Source organism: Nonomuraea sp. B1E8, from assembly GCF_039871515.1.
GTDB lineage: Bacteria > Actinomycetota > Actinomycetes > Streptosporangiales > Streptosporangiaceae > Nonomuraea.
Genome location: NZ_JBDPLS010000001.1, coordinates 1405279 through 1424472 on the forward strand (window position 1 = coordinate 1405279; position 19194 = coordinate 1424472).

The window sequence follows — 19194 nt, forward strand, 5'->3', positions numbered from 1 at the left end:
TCAGCCCTCCTTGGGGTCCCAGCGGGTGACCAGGCGGCCCTCACCCGGCGAAAGCTCCGCCCACGGCGACTCGACCCCGATCGCCGCGAAGGCCCCGGGCCTGAACACGTAGTCGCCGCCCGCCAGCCCCAGCGCCAGCTCGTGCACGCCCGGGTTGTGCCCGCACAACACCACCGTGCCCAGCCCGGGATCACACCGGCGCACCAGCTCCAGCAGCTCGTCCGGGTACGCCTCGTAGATGTCGCGCTCGTAGCTGATCTCAGCGCCGGGGAAGGCGAGCTCCGCCGTGCGCCTGGTCCGCAGCGCCGGCGAGCAGAGCACCACCTCGGGGGTGAACCCGGCGGCCCTGATCTCGTCGCCGGCCCGCTCGGCGTCGCGCTCGCCCCGGTCGGTCAGCGGCCGCTCGCGGTCGAGCAGGCCGGCGATCTGGGCGGCCTTCGCGTGACGCAGCACAATCAAGGTCCGCACCGGTCATCCATTCCTCGTCGCCCAGGTGGCCAGCCCGACGAGCACGGCCAGGACGACCAGCATCGCCAGCAGGATCAAGCCCAGGGCCTTGCCTCCGCTCGGCCGCTTGTCATCGTTCACGTGCCCAGTCTCCCATCGGGATGCTCAGGTCCCTCGACTCCCCTGGACATCCGGATCTACCCCGGACTTCCTGTGGAAGACGTTCCCCTGGGAGCTTCCTGGTGAAGCGGGCGTTGCCCCGGGAAGGGCAGGACCTCGAAAAGCCGAGCCCGGAGAAGTCGGGACCGCGGGGAAGCCGGGCCCTGGGAGGCGGGACCCCGGGGAAGCGGAACGCCCGCCCCCGTGAGGGGAGCGGGCGTTCGCTGGTTCAGCCGGTTACGACGCGACGGTTTCCTTGTCGCGGTTGTTGTCGTTGGCCGGCTCGCTCGTCACCGACCGCCGCTTGGACACGATGATGGCCGCGACCACCACGCCCACGGCGATCACGGTGATGCCGATGCGGATCGCCGGGCTGCCCGCGTAGAGGACCACCGCCGGGGCGACCAGCAGCGCCACCAGGTTCATCACCTTGATCAGCGGGTTGATGGCCGGGCCCGCGGTGTCCTTGAACGGGTCGCCGACCGTGTCGCCGATGACCGTGGCGGCGTGGGCCTCCGAGCCCTTGCCGCCGTAGTGACCGTCCTCCACCAGCTTCTTGGCGTTGTCCCAGGCCCCACCCGAGTTGGACAGGAAGACGGCCATCAGGGTGCCGCAGGCGATGGCTCCGGCCAGGAACGCGCCCAGCGGCGCATAACCGAGGGCGAACCCGACCGCGATCGGGGTCATGACCGCCAGCAGGCCGGGCGTGGCCAGCTCGCGCAGCGAGTCGCGGGTGCAGATGTCGACCACCCGGCCGTACTCCGGCTTCTCGGTGCCGTCCATGATGCCCGGCTTGTTGCGGAACTGGTCGCGTACCTCGAAGACCACGCGCATCGCGGCCCGGCCGACCGCCGAGATCGCGAGCCCCGAGAAGAGGAACACGACCGCGGCGCCGATGATCAGGCCGACGAGCACGTTGGGCTGGTCGATGCTGAGGCTGAACGAGGCGAACGTGCCGAGCGTCTCCTTGACCGCCGCGCTCGCCGCGGTCAGCTCGGTCTCGACCGCCGTACGGAAGGCGCCGAAGAGCGCGGTCGCCGCCAGCACGGCCGTGGCGATCGCGATGCCCTTGGTGATGGCCTTGGTGGTGTTGCCGACGGCGTCCAGGCTGGTGAGCACGCGGGCGCCCTCTCCCTCGACGTCACCGGACATCTCGGCGATGCCCTGGGCGTTGTCGGAGACCGGGCCGAAGGTGTCCATCGACACGATGACGCCGACCGTGGTCAGCAGGCCGGTGCCCGCCAGGGCCACCGCGAACAGCGCGATCGTCACGTTGCCGAAGCCGAGCAGGAACGCGCCGTAGACCGCGCCGCCGATGATCAGGGCGGAATAGACGGCCGACTCCAGGCCGACGCTGATGCCGGCCAGGATGACGGTGGCCGGGCCGGTGGCCGAGCTCTCGCCGATCTCGCGCACGGGACGCCGGTTGGTCTCGGTGAAGTAGCCGGTCAGCAGCTGGATGGCGCTCGCGAGCACCAGGCCGATGAGGACCGCGCCGATGGCGATGAGCCGCGGGTCGGCGGTGGACTCGACGGCTGCGCCGGTCAGGCCACTGAAGCTGCTGGGCAGGTACCAGAACGCGGCCGCCGTGACGAGCACCGCCGAGATGGCGGCCGAGATGAAGAAGCTGCGGTTGATCGCCGCCATGCCGTTGCGGTCGCGGTCGCGCATCCCGGTGACGAAGATGCCGATGATCGCGGTGACCACACCGATCATCGGGACGATGAGGGGGAAGACGAGCCCCTCCTCGCCGAAGGCCACGCGGCCCAGGATGAGGCTGGCGACCAGCATGACGGCGTACGACTCGAACAGGTCGGCCGCCATGCCGGCGCAGTCGCCGACGTTGTCGCCCACGTTGTCGGCGATGGTGGCGGCGTTGCGCGGGTCGTCCTCGGGGATGCCCTGCTCTACCTTGCCGACCAGGTCGGCGCCGACGTCGGCGGCCTTGGTGAAGATGCCGCCGCCGACTCGCATGAACATCGCCAGCAGCGCCGCGCCGAAGCCGAAGCCTTCGAGCACGCCGGGCGCGTTGCCCTGGTAGATGAACACGACCACGGCCGCGCCGAGCAGGCCGAGGCCCACGGTGAACATCCCGGCCACGCCGCCGGTGCGGAACGCGATGCGCATGGCGCGCTTCTCGCCCGAGTCGTTGGCCGCGGCGGCGACGCGCACGTTTCCGCGCACGGCCAGCCACATGCCGATGAACCCGGTCAGCGCGGAGAACACCGCCCCGACCACGAAGAAGATCGATCGCCCGATGCGGACGTCCATCTCTCCGGGCAGGAGGAGCAGCAGGAAGGGAATCACGACGACGAAGATCGCCAGCGTGCGGAATTGGCGGGCTAGGTAGGCCGCGGCGCCTTCTTGCACGGCGCGCGCGATGTTCTGCATGCGTTCGGTGCCCTGGCCGGCGGACAGCACTTCGCGTACCAGGCCGCCGGCGACGGCTAGGGCGATAAGTGCGACCGCGGCGACCACGATCACGATGGTGAGATTGTTTCCGCTCAGGGCCAGATTGGACGCTGGCTCCAGTGCCAGCATGTGCCTGCTCATCGTTCTCCTCGGCAAGACCGGTCGTCCTGCCCGGGCGGTGCTGCACTTTTCCTCGGCGGGTGTTGCGGCACCATCCGGGTTGTGGGTGCCGCTTCCGGTTGAATCCGCGTTCCGCCGGATCACCTTGGCCGGTGCCGGGAGTCTACGCAGGCACTCCACGGATATGAAGGCTCTGAAGGCCGCTAATTGTGCAAGCGTCCAGTAAATCCCTGCCAGCGACCTGGTTTGGGGTCTGACAGGCGAAATTTCTCCTGGTTTACGGTCATGACAAGGCCATGATACGTGCCGACCGAAACCCGGAGGTGCGGGGGTGGGAGGGACCTCGTCCACAGGCTGTGGACGATCACCCGCGAAGCACCGGAACCGCCGCCGGCGTCGGGCGTCGGGCGTCGGGCGTCGGGCGTCGGGCGTCGGGCGTCGGGCGTCGGGCGTCGGGCGTCGGGCGTCGGGCGTCGGCGGGATGGGCCTGGGGGCCGCGCCATGGTGTCAAGAGGGTCAGGCAGGCGCTCGGCCTCGGGAGTCAAATGTCCGTGTACGGCCCCAGCCCTCCGAACCCGAAGCATGCCGGAGTGCCGCTGCTCAAGCAGTCACCGTGGGGGGCGGCGGTGGCCTGGCGCGCGGGAGGCGGTCATGGCGCCATGGCCTGGTGGACATGGGCAGGCATGGACGGAAGCCATGGTGACCGTGCGCCGTGACGGCGGGGCACCCCGTGCGGGTCAGTCGGCGTCTCCCTGGAGGCCCTCAGCCATGGTCGGCGGGTGGGTCTCGTTGGCTTGCCGTACAGGATGGAAGGTTTGTTGCTGGGCGCCAGAAAGGCGCCCAGCGCCAGGCGGCGCAAGGCACCCGCACGGAACCGATCACGCGCCGTTGGCGGCAGGCCAGCTCATCCGGATGTTGGTGCCCTTCGGGCCGGGGAAGACCTCGACGTCGTCGGCCAGGCCTTCGATGACCGCTATGCCGAAGCCCGACATGAACGAGTCAGAAAGCATGCCCAGGTCGAAGGGTTGTTCCGGCTTGATCTCATCGCTGGGGGCGTGATCGCTGACCGTGACCTCGAAGCGTCCGGAGTCGTCACGCAGCTCGATGCGGATGGGTTCGCCCGGACAGTGGGCGCGATGCACCTCGACCGCCCGGGAGCATGCCTCACCCACGGCGAGCCTGACCTCGTCCAGCAGGGACTCCTCCACGCCGGTGCGGCGGGCGATCGCCGTGGCCACCAGCCGTGCGGTCCGCACATGCGCGGGGAGAGCGCTGAACGTCAGCTCGACGGTAGCCATGCTACTTGTCTTTGCCGTGAGCTTCCTTGGCCTCGTCGACCGAAGCGTAAATCCCGAAGACCTTGGTCAGTCCGGTGATCCGGAAGATCTTGAGGATGCGCTCCTGCGTGCAGACCAGCTCGAGCGAGCCGTCGTGCGCGCGAACCCGCTTGAGCCCACCGACCAGGACGCCCAGCCCTGTGGAGTCAAGGAAGTCGACCTTCTCCATGTTGACGAGAAGGTGGAAGTTGCCCTTGTTCACCAGGTCGATGAGGAGCTCACGCAATCTCGGCGCCGTGTAGACATCGATCTCACCCTCGACCTCCACGATGGTGAGTCGGTCTTCGGTGCGGTGATCCAACTTCAGATCCACAGATCCTCCAGCGCCTCGCCTGCGAAAGTAGTCTTACGGGCCTGGCAATCTGGAGCGTGGCCCCAGACTGTCCGACCCTGACGCGCGGCATTCAACCACGTGCCTGGCTTGTGTCTATACGAAATCACGATTCCCGGCGACTTTGCCCACCGATGCAAGACTGGAAACAGTGACTTCCACCGCATCCTCCCCAGAACAGGCAGGTCCACTCCTCCACCACCTGCTTGGTGTTCCCGCACGTCATGAGCGCGTCACTCATGTGGAGCATGTTCCAGCACGTCAGGCGGGTCAAGCCCGATGGCCCAAATGGACGTCTGAAGTCCTTGTTACGCGCTTGGCGAACCGCGGGGTGACAGGACTCTGGCCACACCAGTACGAGGCCGCCGACCTGGCATTCCGTGGCCGAAACGTGATCATTTCGACGGGAACGGCGTCCGGGAAGTCGCTGGCGTACCTCACTCCCGCGGTCACGGCGTGCCTGGACGGCGGGACGATCCTGTACCTGACGCCGACCAAGGCCCTGGCCGCCGACCAGCTGCGCACTCTGCGCGAGCTGCGCATCACCAAGGTGCGGGCCGCCACGTTCGACGGTGACACTCCGTTCGAGGAGCGGAAGTGGGTACGCCAACACGCCAACTACGTACTGACGAACCCCGACATGCTGCACCGTGGCATCCTGCCCCGCCATGCCCAGTGGTCGTCGTTCTTCCGCAGGCTGCGCATGATCGTCGTGGACGAATGCCACGGCTACCGCGGCGTCTTCGGCTCCCACGTCGCCCAGATCCTGCGCCGCCTTCGCCGGGTGTGCGCACGATACGGCTCCGACCCCACGTTCCTGCTCGCCTCGGCGACGGCCAGCGAACCGGGGGCCTTCGCGAAGAGGCTGGCGGGGCTTGAGATGCACGAGGTGACCGTAGACGCCTCGCCCAAGGGGTCGACGACCATCGCATTGTGGGAGCCGCCTCTGACGGATCTGCGAGGCGAGGGAGGGGCACCCGTACGGCGCACGGCCACGGCGGAGGCGGCCGACCTGCTGGCGGACCTCGTCCTCGCCGACATCCGCACGCTCGCCTTCGTCCGCTCGCGCCGCGGCGCGGAAACGGTGGCGCTGTCCGCCCGGGCCAAACTCGCCGACGTCGCCTTCTCCCTCACCACACCCACCGGCCACCGCCCTCTCGCGCCCGGCTCATCCACCACGACCAACCAGCACAACCCCGCACCCGGGGCACCCAACGACCCCGACCACCACACCTCCACACCCGGCCCGCCCAGCAAACCGGGCCACCACATCCCCACACCGCGCTCAGCCAACAATCCCGACCACACCCCAACGCTGAGCTCACCCAACAATCCCGACCACCACACCCCCAGCCTGGCGGCGAGCCTCGCCACCCCTGGAGAGCCTGTGGACGAGGGCGTGGCGGATGAGGGGGATCTGTCCGACAGGGGTTCGCTCGGCTGGTCGATCCCGGACACCTCCGACTGGGCCAGTCTTCCCGACAAGATCGCGGCCTACCGGGCCGGCTATCTCGCCGAAGACCGCAGGCTCCTCGAGAAGGCTCTCCGCGCGGGCACGATCATGGGCCTGGCCACCACGAACGCCCTCGAACTCGGCGTGGACGTCTCCGGTCTCGACGCCGTGCTGATCGCCGGCTGGCCGGGCACCAGGGCCTCGCTCTGGCAACAGGCGGGCCGGGCGGGCCGGGACGGCCGGGACGCGCTCGCCGTACTGATCGCCAGGGACGATCCCCTCGACACCTACCTGGTGCACCACCCTGATGCCCTGTTCGGCCGGCCCGTGGAAGCGATCGTCCTCGACCCGGACAACCCGTACGTGCTGGGCCCGCACCTCTGTGCTGCGGCCGCCGAGATCCCGCTGGCCGAGGACGACCTGCCCGTTTTCGGCGACACGACCCCGGCCGTCCTGGAAGACCTGGTCGCCCAGGGGCTGCTCAGGAAGCGTCCGGCGGGTTGGTTCTGGACCAGGCGCGAGCGCGCCACCGACCTCGCCGACATCCGCGGCGGCGGAGGCGCCCCCATCCAGGTCGTGGAGTCGTCGACCGGCCGTCTGCTGGGCAGCGTGGACGAGCCATCCGCCCACACCGCGGTGCACACCGGCGCGGTCTACCTCCACCAGGGCGAGACCTTCCTGGTGGAGGTGCTCGATCTGGAGGCCGGGGTCGCCCTGGTCTCCAGCGCCAGCCCCGACTACACCACGTTCGCCCGGGACATCACTGACATTTCCATCCTTGGCACCCAACGCTCCCATGCCCTGGGCCCGGGCACCCTGCACTTCGGCGAGGTGGAGGTGACCCGGCAGGTCGTCTCCTACCTCAAGAGACGCCTGCAGTCGGGCGAGATGCTCGGCGACGAGCCCCTCGACCTGCCACCCAGGACCCTTCGCACCCGTGCGGTCTGGTGGACGTTGCCCGCGTCCGCGGTGGCCCCGCTCGCCGAAGCCGGCATCGACCTCGGCGGAGCCGCCCACGCCGCCGAGCACGCCTCGATCGGCCTGCTCCCCCTGTTCGCCACCTGCGACCGCTGGGACATCGGCGGCGTCTCCACCGAGCTTCACGCCGACACGGGCCTGCTCACGGTCTTCGTGTACGACGGCCACGAGGGCGGAGCGGGCTTCGCCGAACGCGGCTACGCCCGCGCGACGGACTGGCTGACGGCGACGCGCGAGGCCATCACCTCATGCGAATGCGACCGTGGCTGCCCTTCCTGCATCCAGTCCCCGAAGTGCGGCAACGGCAACGAACCCTTGGACAAACGAGGCGCGATCCGCCTCCTCGACACCCTGCTGACCCAGCACTCGACACCCTGCTGACCCGGCAAGAGAGCGGCACCCATCCGTGAGCCGGCGATGGAGCGGCACCCCTCCGCCCGCACCACCCGCACCAACCCGGCATGGCCATGCGCCGGCTCGGGGCGCAGGCGGCCGACGGGTCCGGCACCCGGCCACGACGGGCAGCGGCGTGACAGGCAATGACGATCTTGCTCGACTGGGCTTAGCTGTCGCCGCCCCTGTGCCTGCGACCAGCGAAAGCGCGCTCATTCTCGTCGTCGTCGCCGTCGTCAGCGGCCCAGAAGTCGGCGGATCCCGGCTGCGGGCGTTCCCAGAACCCGCTGTCCTCCATGGCCTTGGGCGACGGCGGGAGGTAGTCGTCCCAGTGTTCTTCGATACGGGCGGCGGGCGGGGTGATGGAGGCCGAGCCCTCGGGCACGTCTGTCACGGCCGAACTAGGCAGGGCGATCCGCATGGGCCCTTGACGGGTGCCTTCCGTGTCGCGACCTCCCCGAACGTCGTCCACCTCGATCTGGACGGATATCTCCTTGCGCGCCGGATCGGATCGGGGGAACGCGGCGGCCCGCTCCCCGGGCGTGTCCCGAGATCGTTCCGGCTTCGCCGGATGCTGATGCTCTGCGGGCTGCCCGGTCCGGGAATGATCGGGCATGCGCGTCTTCGCCACGGCCAGGATCACCGTGGGCCGCCGCCGGAGCGGCGTCGCGGCAGGCTGGATGCCGTCATCGCTCTCCGCGGCCTGCGTACCGCCTCCGGCGAAAGCAGGGCCGGCGCGCGTGGCCGCGGTCACCTGCGCGGGTGTGGCTGCGGCCCCGTCACCGGCAAGCGCCCGCCGCCGCGCCCACGCGCCCGCGTGCGCGCCGAGCAGTAGCAACAGGAGGCCGGCCGCCACGTAGAGGCCGTACTGTCCGACGTTCCCCAGCGGCGACTCGCTCGACTGCGCCCTCACGCCGCCGGTCGTCACGGGCGCGGTGTCGCTGCCGTCCCTGGCGCCGGACGGGACAAGCCCGCCCGACTCGTCGTCGGCTGTCGGGATGGGCAGGTTGCCGTCAGCGTCGGTGTCGGGAATGTCTGGCAACTTGGAGGTCGTCGGGTTACGGGTCGTCGGCTCGTCCGCAGGCAGTGGCTGCCTCTTGGCGGGCAGGGTCGGCAGCGCGTCGACGTTCTTGCCGTCTCGGTTCTTCGGCGTCTGTTTGGTGGTCTTTTTCGGCTTAGCTGTGGGTTTGGCGGGGAAAGCGAGGTAAGCGGAGGCCGACGGGTCCGACCCGATCGAGCCTCCTTCGCCGTCGCCCCTGAAGGCCTTGACGGTGAACCCCACCCGCTGCCCTTCCGCCTTGGCGGGCACCGCGAGCGCCGCCCTGCACGAGGAGCCCGCGCACGCGCCGTCGGCGGGCAGCCTCCCGACGATGCCCGTCAGCGTGTTGGAGACCTCGTAGGACTGCAGATCCGGCTCGGAACCCTTGGTCCAGGTGACGAGAACCTTGTCGGCGCCCTGCCTCGCCACGTTCACGTTGCCCGGAGTCCCGGCTGGCCGTCGCAGCTTGAACGTGCTGGTGGCGTACTCCCTCCCGGTGAGCTCTCCCTTGAGAGTCACGGTAAAAGGGCCGTTGGGGGCGTCCCCGGCGTCGAACGTCCCGGAGAGCGTCTGGTTGGCGCCGCCTCCGGCGACCTTCTGACGGGGGGTGGCCGGACCTTCGACGTACAGGCCCATGTTGAGCTGGATCATCCCCGTACGGGCGGAGACAGTGACGGACGAGCCCGAGACCACCTGACCGTCGGCGGGCGAGGTGATCTGCCCGGACGTGTCGGCCCGCGCGGACGTGCCGGCCTGCCAGGTCGCGGAGGCGGCCCGCGCGGACCCGCCCAGCGCGACGGACACCGCCACGATCGTTCCTACGGCCACCACTTTGCCGACCACCGTCACGGCGCTTCCCTCCATCGAGAGCCTCGCGTCGCCCGACCGCCCTTGGGGCGTTCACGCGACGACCGGAAGTGCAGTCCGCCCGGCCGACACGGTCACCGGCCGCCCCCGGACCGCACCCTAGCGACTTGATCAGAGCTGTCACAGAGCCCTGCCGCATATGGCATGAACCGAGGGTAAGCGGGACCTTACGGGAACTGCGCAACTCTTGGACACTGCGTCTAAGAAGTCGTAACGGGATTGCGACATTGCTCCCGTAAGCCACGCTCACCACTTAGCAGCAAAGGCACCCATTTGCTCACTCACGCATATTTGTGCAAACAGCTATAATTACGACTCATCACTTAAGTCAGGACAGGTCATCCATATCAGTCACATGGGAGGGGCCGGCCGGAGCCACCGTCGCGGAGCCTGCGCGGGACCTGCCGGTCAGGGTGCGGGTGCCGGCGATCGGCAGAGGGATCGACACCGTGGTCCAGACGTCGGCGATCTCGTCCCGGATCTCGCAGCGGGTCAGTTTCGCGCCGTTCCGTGCAGCGATGGCCGACGCCCGCAAACAGGCGCCCTCCGGGTCGGTCAGTGCCATCTCGGCCGCCGCAAGAGCGCTGAGGTCCGCGGCGCTGCTGACCCGGTGGCCGGCCACGCGTACGGAGCCCACAGTGGCGAACGCCGTGGCGACGGCCATCAGAAGACCCATGAGTGCGACGCCCCACAGCGTGGCCGAGCCGCGTTCCCTGTTATTGATCTTTCCTCCTCGGCGTAGCTGGTCTGATGCCTGCACGGCTCCGCTCAGGGGACTGAACGTTGCGGTTCGGTGTCGGCCGTGGCCGTGGCGGACACCTGGACGGCGGGCAGTGACGCGCCCCATGCCGGGCGCACCTCGACGGTGATCTGCACCTTGGTCAGATCGATGTCACGGGACACGGCTATCCGCGCGTCGGCACGGGTGGCCGACCTGGCGCGATCGCGGACCTGGCTCAGTGGTTCGCCTCTGGCCGCTGCCCGGGCGGCCGCGCGGGCAGCGTCCACGCATTCGAGCTGGGCGCTGACCGCTTGGATGGCCCACAGCGCGGCAGCCAGGACGACCATGAGAGCGGGCAACATCGCGGCGGTCTCGGCCGTCACCGAGCCTCGCGATGCCGGCCGTCTCCCGCCCACGGCGATCCGCCCGGGGCGGCGGCTCATTTGCCGGTCGTCTTGAGTGCCCGGTCGATGAGGGAGGTCAGCATCTCCTGCACTTCCGGACTGCTCACGACCTTGAACAGGAGCGCGGCGAAGGCGCAGGCCGCGATAGTGCCCACCGCGTATTCGGCCGTGGACATTCCTCGTTCGCGGTTGGCCAGTGCGTGGTGAAGCCATCTGTTGGATCGCCACCGCGAGCGCGCTCCTGCGGCTTCCCTGACGGAGGAAGCCGGCGAGTTGCCTGATGCGGTGTCGGCGGGCCTCGGCTGGGTGTCCAAGGGGGCGCTGACGAGCGTCGGCGAGGTGCTCGGGTCCGGGCTGACGGGTGTGGATGCGTCGCCGCGTGTGGTGCCGGCTGCGTGGCCGGTAAAAGGTGTGTGGCCGGTGGCGGGAGTGCTGCGGGCCGGGTGGGCTCCCGGCGGGGTGTGGGGGCGTGGTGCGGTCGCTGCCGGCGTGAGGGTGGAATTATGCATCGGGCCTCCAGGTGGGTCGGAGCCGGGGTCTTGTCCGGCGGGAGTCCAAGGTTCGCCGAAGGGCTCTGTGGCCAGTGGACCGAGCGCGGTTCTGTGGACAAGGGCCACTTAGAGGTGGGCCTGTGGATAACCGGTCCTGACGCCGCTCGCCTATGCCGGGAGCTGTACGTCAAGGCAGGACGATTGCGGATGCCAAGCCGGCGATCACCGGGATGATCCCGAGCAGGACGAACGCCGGCAGGAAGCAGAGACCCAGCGGTGCCACGGCCTTGACGCCGACCTGCCTGGCCGAGGCGACGGATCCGGCTCTGGCGGCCTCTCGGGCGTCGTCGGCCAGGCGGGTCAGGACATCGGCCACCGGCGCGCCGCTTTGAGCCGCCCGGCCCATCGCCCGGCAGAGCCCGCCCATCGCGGGGTCTCCGGCGAGGGCCGCCCACGTGGTTTCCGGGTCGGCGCCCAGGCGCAGCCGGCTGCTCACCCAGCCCAGCCTCCGGCCGAGGGGGCCGCCGATCGTACGGCCTGCGATCTCGGTGGCCGCGCTCACCGGGCGGCCGGCGAGCAGGCACGCGGTCATCAGGTCGGCGGCGAAAGGCAGGTCGGCGGCCATTCGCTCGCGGTCCTGCCGCGCCTGCGGCGGCTCCTGCCTGTGCAGGAACACCGCGACCGCGGCGGTGGTCAGCAGGCCGGCGGTGATTCCAGTGGCTCCGACCCCGAACAGGAGGGTGGCCATCAACCCCGCGCAGGTGGCGGTGACGGCGGTCTTGCGGGTCATCCGTTTCGGGGGATCGTGGGAGGGGTCGAGCCAGGCCGGCGCGTCTTGGGCCTGGCTGCCGGGACGTTCGTCGGGAGGGCGTAGCCGGGTCAGGCGCCCGGCCGGGGTCATCGGGGAGAGCCACAACCACGCGGCCAGGCCGGCGGACAGGGCGGACAGCAGCGGAAACATCGGTGAGATCCGTTCGGTCGTGTACGAGCGAGAGGGCGCAGGACTCAGCCCGGGGCCTGCCCACGAGCACACCCGGACCCGGCCCAGGCGACCCGAGAACACAGCGGGGCCAAGCCCAGGCATGCTCAGGAGGACACCGAGCTCAGCTCTGTGCTCGCGTGGCCATGCGGTTGGTCCACCACAGGCCGCACACGTCGAGGGCTGCCCCCGCCACCAGGCACATCAGGCCCGGCAGGCTGCCGAGCAGGAAGGCGAGGGGGCGCATGCCGAGGGTCGCCGCCATGAGAAGACCCAGGGCCGGGAGCGCGGCCAGCATCTTCGCCGTCGTGCGAGGCCCGGCGAGTTGCGCGGCGACGTCCTGACGGTGGGCGTGTGCCGCGCGTAACGTGCTCGCCACCCGGTCGACCAGGGCGGACAGGCCGGCGCCCACCGTGACACCGACCTCCCAGCAGGCGGCAAGCCGGCGCAGCCCCTCGCCTCCTTGCGGCGGGGCCGCGGCGATCAGTGCCGCGGGGACGTCGCCGCCGTCCCGCGCCGCGGCCACGACCGGGCGCAGGGTCTCCGGGTCGGGGAAGTCGACCGATGCCAGGGCCCTGGTCAGGGCCTCTCCGGGGGTGCGGCCGGCGGACAGCTCGGCCGACAGGGCCTGGCACAGCTCGATGGACGCTCTGCGCCAGGCGTCGGCGCGCCGGGCCGGGTGGGTACGGGTCAGCAGCCGGCCGAGCGAGCGCCACCGCGGCCCGGCCGGGCCCTCGGTCAGCCTGCTCAGGCGGGTCGTGGCGAGGTCTGGGCCGGTCCACATCCACACGGCGCACGCCGTGCACACAGCGGCGACGATCAGCGCGCTGCTCATGTCAGAGCCCTCCTGGCCAGGGCCTCGTGGCCGGGGCCGGCGTGGGTGTGGCCGTCGGCGTCGAAGGTCAGGGCGGGGATCGACTCGACGAGGCCGGTCGGGGTCCTGGTGAGCAGGCAGATCTCGGCGATGCGCCGGCGTCCGTCGGGGCGGTCGCGGGTCAGGTGGACGACCGCGTCGAGCGCGGCCGCCAGCTGGCTGTGCACGGCGTCCCTGCTCAGGCCCGCCGCACAACCCAGCGCCTCAAGCCGGGGTGGTACGTCGGCCGCGGTGTTGGCGTGGAGCGTGCCGCAGCCGCCCTCGTGCCCGGTGTTCAGGGCCGCCAGCAGATCCACCACCTCCGATCCGCGCACTTCACCGACCACCAGGCGGTCAGGACGCATCCGCAGCGCCTGGCGTACGAGATCGCGCAGGCCCACACCGCCCGCGCCCTCCAGGTTGGCCGGGCGGGTCTCCAGGCGAACCACGTGCGGGTGGACCGGGCGCAGTTCGGCAGAGTCCTCCACCAGCAGGAGGCGCTCGCCCGGGTCGGCCAGGGAGAGCAGGGCCGACAAAAGCGTGGTTTTTCCTGTGCCCGTGCCGCCGGTCACGAGGAAGGCGAGCCTTGCGGTCACCATGGCGGACAGCACGGGGATCGCGGGTGGGGTGATGGTGCCGGCTGCGACGAGGTCGGACAGGGTGAACGTGCGCCGGGGCGGCAGGCGTAGCGAGATGCAGGTGCCGCCGGACGCCACGGGCGGGAGCACCGCGTGGAGGCGTACGCCGCCCGCGAGCCGGGCGTCGACGTGAGGGCAGGCGTCGTCGAGGCGTCTCCCGGCGGCGGCTGCCAGGCGCTGGGCCAGCCTGCGTACGGCGCCGTCGTCGGAGAACGTGACCGACGTGCGGCGCAGGCCGCCGCCCTCGTCGACCCACACCTCGCGCGGGCCGTTGACCAGGACGTCGGTCACCTCGGGCCGGGCCAGGAGCGGCTCCAGCGGGCCCGCGCCCATCAGGTCGGCGCAGAGGGCTCTGGCCACGGCGAGGATCTCCGCGTCGCCGTAGACGGCCTTCTCCGCTCTGAGCGCAACCGCCACCTGGGCGGCGCTGGGCTCGGCGCCCGTGCGGGCCAGGCGTACACGAACCGCCTCCACCAGCTCGGGCGAGACCAGGGGCGTCATGCCGGGAGGAGGTCGCGCAGCAGCGAGGAGCACAGGGCGCCGAGCACGGTGCGGGGGCCGAGTCTGGGCAGCTCGCCCCGGTTGAGTGTGGCGGTGAGGCGCGGCTGGTCGGGCAGGCTGCCGGCGGCGGGGATGCCGAGGGATCCGGTGGCCATGTCGCCGTCCAGAACTCCCGGGCGCAGGACGGCCCGCAGATCCGAGGTGTGCTTGCGGGCCTCGCCCAGCACCTGGGCCGCGGAGAGGACGCCGCGCACGTCGGCCGTGGCCACGAGCAGTGTGGTCTTCGCCCTGGTGAGGGCCTCGATCGCGGCCGGGTCGAGGTGGCGGGGAAGGTCGGCGACGATGAGGTCGAAGCCGCGCCTGCCCGCTTCCAGGACCGAGCGCATGGCCTGGGCCGGGATCTCCGCCACCTCGCCTCTGTGAAAGGAGAGGACCGCCAGGTCGCCGAATGACGGCAGCGCGGCCTGCAGCGCGCTGGAGCTGATGCGGCCCTCCCTGGCGACGAGGTCTCCCCAGCGTGCGCCCGGCGCCTCCTCGTGGCCGAGCAGCGCGTCGATGCCGCCGCCCAGCGGGTCGGCGTCGACCAGCAGCGTGCGGAGGTGATCGCCCGAGGCGCGCAGGGCCAGGCAGGCAGAAAGCACGCTCGCGCCCGCTCCGCCGCGCCCGCCGATCACGCAGATCAACGCCCCGGAACGGGGGTCGGGCTCCATGGCGTCGGCCAGCCGCTCCACCAGATGGCGTTCGTCGTTGGGGAGGGCCACGACGGACTGGGCGCCCACGGCGACGCATTTTCGCCAGGTGTCGGGATCGTCCGGGTCTCGTGTCACGAGCAGGATCTGGTCACGGGCCGGGAGTGAGGCCGCGGCCACCGCGTCCGCCTGGTCGGCGCCCACCGCGATCAGCGGTGCGAGGTTCCAGTAGGGGCGGGCGTGGGCCGGGACGTGGGCCACGTCGAGCTGGGCGCCGGCCGCGGCCGCGATGCGGACCAGGTCGTCGAGCAGAGCGTGGTCTTCGGTGATGACCAGGGGACGGTGCATCGGGGGCCTCCTGCGTGGGTGGGAGGCCCACCTTGCTGGAGGCGGCGCGGGCGCCGGCCGGGCGAACGCGATTCTGTGGATGGAGGCGCCGCGGGCCCACAGGCCTGTGGACAGAGCCGCGTGCCCGAGGCCCGGGCTGCGGTCGGAGGCAGGAAAAGGGGCGACCCCCGCCGGGGGGGAGAGCGGGGGTCGCCTGACCGGTCCGGCTCCGGGGGGGTAGAGCCGGTCCCGTTTCAGAAGAAAGCTTTCATCACTTCACCAGCACCTGGCAAGGCACTTGCAAACGCGCGGCATGCACGGCCTCCCCAGTTTCTGGTGATACCACCGTATGCTGCCCGATCGACTCGAGTTTCGTCGAGGAGCAATCCTGCATTTTCGCCAAGTTTTTTCGCTGCGACATAACGATCACATAAAGACAATCACTCTCCGTGATCATCACGACTCGGTAACCGGATCGGCGCGGTACGCCCGCGACGCGCCCATCGCCGGGCAAAGGTCTTGGTCCAAGGGGTTCCCATCAGGGCACATCCGTCGTAGAAAGGGGTTACGGACCATCTTGTCCGGGTGCATCAGCCGGGTACCCACGCGCGACCAGCCGCGGGAGGCGCGTCGTGACGGGCTTTACCCGCTCCGACGGATATAGGTGCACGCTTGGTAACCCGGTGTGATGCACCGGCGGCGGCGTCTCTTGACCGAGACGCCGTCAGCTATGTCGGATTCGCCCCAAAGCTTCTCCCCAAGCGTCTCCGCACGAACCCGTCAACCTCTCTGCATGGCCTCACAGATGGCCGTGGTCTCGCGCGCTCCGAGGGTTACCGCGGAGGCACATTGTTGTACCCACCGGCTCACGCCCTCCGGCGTGCCGCTCAGGTACGCCCGCAGCCCTTCCGCGTACGGCAACTCCAGCCGCCCCACCTCGACGGCCACCAAAGACTTGGGGTCGAGCCCGAATTCGACCAGCGTCAGCCGTTCGGCCGCACGTGCCACGACCCCGTCGGCCGTGCCGAAGGGCCGCAGCACGGCCAGCTCCGCGTGGATCACGGCGGCCAGCACGATCGCGGGTGCGCTCGTGGGCCGTTCGAGCAGGCCCAGCAGGGCCTCCATGCGGGTCGTCGTCTCACCGGCGTTCGGCGCCGCACCCAGGCCCAGAGGGTCGGGGACCGTGTCGAAGGTGCGCGGCCGGCCGAGAGCGGCTTCCGGCGCGAGACCGGCGGCCGCCACGGTGTGCAGCCGTGCCAGCACCTGCCGGGGCGCCTTCCGCCAGGTCGGGCCCATGCGGCCCAGCTCCGCGGACGCGCGCAGCGCCCCCTGGACGAGGGGGTCGTGCACCTCGTCACGGCGCAGGGCGTCGAGGGACACGTCCACGCCTTCGAGCGCGGCCGACGCGCGCGCCCCGCGCAGCGACGACTCCGCGGACACGGCGGGGCTCGCCCGGCGCAGGACGCGGTGGCGATAGAGCCGGTCGACGGCCTTGCGCGCCTCGTCCACCGCCTCGGGAACGCCGGGGAACCGCGCGATGACGGTCAGGGGGTCACTCACGGAACCCGACCCTACCTGCGGGTAATGCGCGCCCCGCCACCGCGGCACGGTGACCGAGCGTGCTCGCGACCGGACGGCGTGACGACCGCAAGGAGAGAAAGCCCCGGCAGCAGCACGGTTCCAGGGGGCCTATAAACCCCCGAACCACCCCCCACCGCACCCGAGCAATCGCGCCGGCGCGTATTCTTCAGATTTCAGGATGACAACGTTTCAATTGCGTTTGTCATGCAAGTGGGTAAGTACGAACGCCCATGGAGCCGGACGGTACAGACCTGTCTAGACCTCTTGTGTACGGAGGTCGTGAGCTGGTGAAGTGGGACACGACCTATCCAATCTGGCCATAGAAGGAGCACGAGGTGGCCCCGGAGACCCCTGGCAACGAATCCCAGGCGCTGTCCAACCTGCTGCAGGAGAACCGCCGGTTCGCACCTCCGGCCGACCTGGCGGCGGCCGCGAACGTGACCGCCGCCGCATATGACGAGGCCGCCGCCGACCGCCTCGCCTTCTGGGAGGGCACAGCCGAGCGGCTGACCTGGGCCAAGAGGTGGGACAAGACACTCGAGTGGAACGCGCCGTTCGCCAAGTGGTTCGTGGGCGGCGAGCTCAATGTGGCCTACAACTGCGTCGACCGGCACGTCGAAGAGGGACGCGGCGACAGGGTCGCCTACCACTGGGAGGGCGAGCCCGAGGGCGACACCCGCACGCTCACCTACAACGACCTGAAGACCGAGGTCAGCAAGGCCGCCAACGCCCTCCACGAGCTCGGAGTGCGCAAGGGCGACCGGGTCGCCATCTACATGCCGATGATCCCCGAGCTGCCGATCGCGATGCTGGCCTGCGCCCGCATCGGGGCCGTGCACTCGGTCGTGTTCGGCGGGTTCTCGGCCAGCGCGCTCAAGAGCCGCATCGACGACGCGGACGCCAAGCTCGTGATCACCGCCGACGGCGGCTACCGCCGCGGCAAGCCGAGCGCGCTCAAGCCCATCGTGGACGAGGCCGTCGCCGAGTGCCCGCAGGTCGAGAACGTCCTCGTCGTACGCCGCACAGGCCAGGACGTCGCCGTCTCCGACAAGGACCTGTGGTGGCACGACGTGGTCGACCGCCAGAGCGACCAGCACACCGCCGAGCCCCACGGCGCCGAAGACCCGCTGTACATCCTCTACACCAGCGGCACCACGGGCAGGCCCAAGGGGATCCTGCACACCTCGGGCGGCTATCTCGCGCAGACCGCCTGGACGCACCACGCGGTCTTCGACCTCAAGCCCGAGACCGACATCTACTGGTGCACGGCCGACATCGGCTGGGTGACCGGCCACTCCTACATCGTGTACGGCCCCCTCGCCAACGGCGCGACCAGCGTCATCTACGAGGGCACCCCCGACACCCCGCACCGCGGCCGCTTCTGGGAGATCGTGCAGAAGTACAAGATCACGATTCTCTACACGGCGCCCACGGCGATCCGGACGTTCATGAAGTGGGGCGACGACATCCCCGCCAAGTACGACATGTCCAGCCTGCGGGTGCTGGGCTCCGTCGGCGAGCCGATCAACCCCGAGGCGTACGTCTGGTACCGCGAGCACATCGGCCGCGACCGCTGCCCCGTCGTGGACACCTGGTGGCAGACGGAGACCGGCGCCATCATGATCAGCCCGCTGCCGGGCGTGACCTCGGCCAAGCCGGGCGCCGCGATGCGCCCGCTGCCGGGCGTGGTCGCCGACGTGGTCGACGACCAGGGCACCAGCGTCCCCAACGGAGGCGGCGGCTTCCTGGTGGTGCGCGAGCCGTGGCCGGCGATGCTCCGGACGATCTGGGGCGACGACCAGCGCTACATCGACACCTACTGGAGCCGGTTCGAGGGAATGTACTTCCCCGGCGACGGCGCCAAGAAGGACGACGACGGCGACCTGTGGCTGCTCGGCCGTGTGGACGACGTCATGCTCGTCTCCGGCCACAACATCTCCACCACCGAGGTGGAGAGCGCGCTGGTCAGCCACCCGAAGGTGGCCGAGGCGGCCGTGGTCGGCGCGACCGACCCGGTGACCGGGCAGGCCATCGTGTCGTTCGTGATCCTGCGCGGCGCCGCGGAGGAGAACGACGACATCGCCACCGAGTTGCGCAACCACGTGGCCAAGACGCTCGGCCCGATCGCCAAGCCGCGCCAGATCCTGGTCGTCCCCGAGCTGCCCAAGACGCGGTCCGGCAAGATCATGCGCCGTCTCCTGCGCGACGTCGCCGAGAACCGCAGCATCGGCGACGTCACCACGCTGGCCGACAGCACGGTGATGGACCTGATCTCGGAGAAGCTCCCGTCCGCGAAGTCCGAGGACTGAGGTAAAAGCAGGGGCGCATGTTTCCGTGACGGAAGCATGCGCCCTCTGCGTACGCCCAAGCGGCACAAGCGTTATCTTGGCTGATCGGGTAGTTCTGGGAGTGATGGCGAGGCTCGCCCCCAGCGCGTCGCTGGATGATGTTTGACACGGCCACCAGGCCTCGAT

15 protein-coding genes are annotated in these 19194 nt (G+C 70.3%); 2 read left to right on the forward strand and 13 right to left on the reverse strand.

The window, feature by feature from the left end:
- The 4 genes from ABGA98_RS06805 to ABGA98_RS06820 all read right to left on the reverse strand — a co-directional run bounded on the left by ABGA98_RS06805 (nt 1) and on the right by ABGA98_RS06820 (nt 4788).
- Nucleotides 1-468, reverse strand: coding sequence for a histidine phosphatase family protein (locus tag ABGA98_RS06805; RefSeq protein ID WP_347617281.1), 468 nt, complete (start codon nt 466-468; stop codon nt 1-3).
- A gap of 375 nt (nt 469-843) precedes the next feature.
- On the reverse strand, nt 844-3159 hold the full coding sequence (locus tag ABGA98_RS06810) for a sodium-translocating pyrophosphatase (RefSeq protein ID WP_347617282.1): 2316 nt from the start codon (nt 3157-3159) through the stop codon (nt 844-846).
- Between the two features lie 857 nt (nt 3160-4016).
- On the reverse strand, nt 4017-4436 hold the full coding sequence (locus ABGA98_RS06815) for an ATP-binding protein (protein ID WP_347617283.1): 420 nt from the start codon (nt 4434-4436) through the stop codon (nt 4017-4019).
- A 1-nt stretch (nt 4437) separates the two neighbouring features.
- Entirely contained in the window at nt 4438-4788 is a 351-nt protein-coding gene (locus ABGA98_RS06820) for an STAS domain-containing protein (protein WP_043629845.1), read from the reverse strand.
- Between the two features lie 409 nt (nt 4789-5197).
- Between ABGA98_RS06820 and ABGA98_RS06825 the strand changes: the two genes are divergently transcribed.
- Nucleotides 5198-7618, forward strand: coding sequence for a DEAD/DEAH box helicase (locus ABGA98_RS06825; RefSeq protein WP_347617284.1), 2421 nt, complete (start codon nt 5198-5200; stop codon nt 7616-7618).
- 181 nt (nt 7619-7799) lie between these two features.
- Here the strand turns inward: ABGA98_RS06825 and ABGA98_RS06830 are convergent, their stop codons facing one another.
- The 9 genes from ABGA98_RS06830 to ABGA98_RS06870 form a co-directional block, all read right to left on the reverse strand.
- A complete protein-coding gene (locus ABGA98_RS06830; RefSeq protein WP_347617285.1) occupies nt 7800-9518 on the reverse strand; it encodes a hypothetical protein in 1719 nt (572 codons plus the stop codon).
- A 346-nt stretch (nt 9519-9864) separates the two neighbouring features.
- Nucleotides 9865-10383: an Rv3654c family TadE-like protein gene (locus tag ABGA98_RS06835; RefSeq protein WP_347617286.1), complete on the reverse strand. Its 519-nt coding sequence runs from the start codon at nt 10381-10383 to the stop codon at nt 9865-9867.
- Nucleotides 10305-10640 carry a TadE family type IV pilus minor pilin gene (locus ABGA98_RS06840; protein WP_347617287.1) on the reverse strand — a complete coding sequence of 112 codons (336 nt, stop codon included), beginning with the start codon at nt 10638-10640 and terminating at the stop codon, nt 10305-10307. The genes ABGA98_RS06835 and ABGA98_RS06840 overlap by 79 nt, the downstream gene beginning before the upstream one ends.
- Nucleotides 10641-10696: 56 nt before the next feature.
- Nucleotides 10697-11170: a DUF4244 domain-containing protein gene (locus tag ABGA98_RS06845; RefSeq protein ID WP_347617288.1), complete on the reverse strand. Its 474-nt coding sequence runs from the start codon at nt 11168-11170 to the stop codon at nt 10697-10699.
- A gap of 169 nt (nt 11171-11339) precedes the next feature.
- Nucleotides 11340-12113, reverse strand: a complete 774-nt coding sequence (locus tag ABGA98_RS06850) for a type II secretion system F family protein (RefSeq protein ID WP_347617289.1) — start codon at nt 12111-12113, stop codon at nt 11340-11342.
- A gap of 142 nt (nt 12114-12255) precedes the next feature.
- On the reverse strand, nt 12256-12966 hold the full coding sequence (locus ABGA98_RS06855) for a type II secretion system F family protein (RefSeq protein ID WP_347617290.1): 711 nt from the start codon (nt 12964-12966) through the stop codon (nt 12256-12258).
- Nucleotides 12963-14123, reverse strand: coding sequence for a TadA family conjugal transfer-associated ATPase (locus tag ABGA98_RS06860; protein ID WP_347617291.1), 1161 nt, complete (start codon nt 14121-14123; stop codon nt 12963-12965). Before ABGA98_RS06860 ends, ABGA98_RS06855 begins: the two co-directional genes overlap by 4 nt.
- Nucleotides 14120-15160 (reverse strand): septum site-determining protein Ssd, encoded by a 1041-nt coding sequence (gene ssd / locus ABGA98_RS06865; protein WP_347617292.1) that lies wholly within the window; start codon nt 15158-15160, stop codon nt 14120-14122. Before ssd ends, ABGA98_RS06860 begins: the two co-directional genes overlap by 4 nt.
- A gap of 759 nt (nt 15161-15919) precedes the next feature.
- Nucleotides 15920-16699 carry an oxidoreductase gene (locus ABGA98_RS06870; protein WP_347617293.1) on the reverse strand — a complete coding sequence of 260 codons (780 nt, stop codon included), beginning with the start codon at nt 16697-16699 and terminating at the stop codon, nt 15920-15922.
- Between the two features lie 356 nt (nt 16700-17055).
- On the opposite strand from ABGA98_RS06870, the gene acs reads away from it, so the two are divergent.
- Nucleotides 17056-19029, forward strand: a complete 1974-nt coding sequence (gene acs / locus ABGA98_RS06875) for an acetate--CoA ligase (RefSeq protein WP_347617294.1) — start codon at nt 17056-17058, stop codon at nt 19027-19029.
- Nucleotides 19030-19194 lie beyond the last annotated feature (165 nt).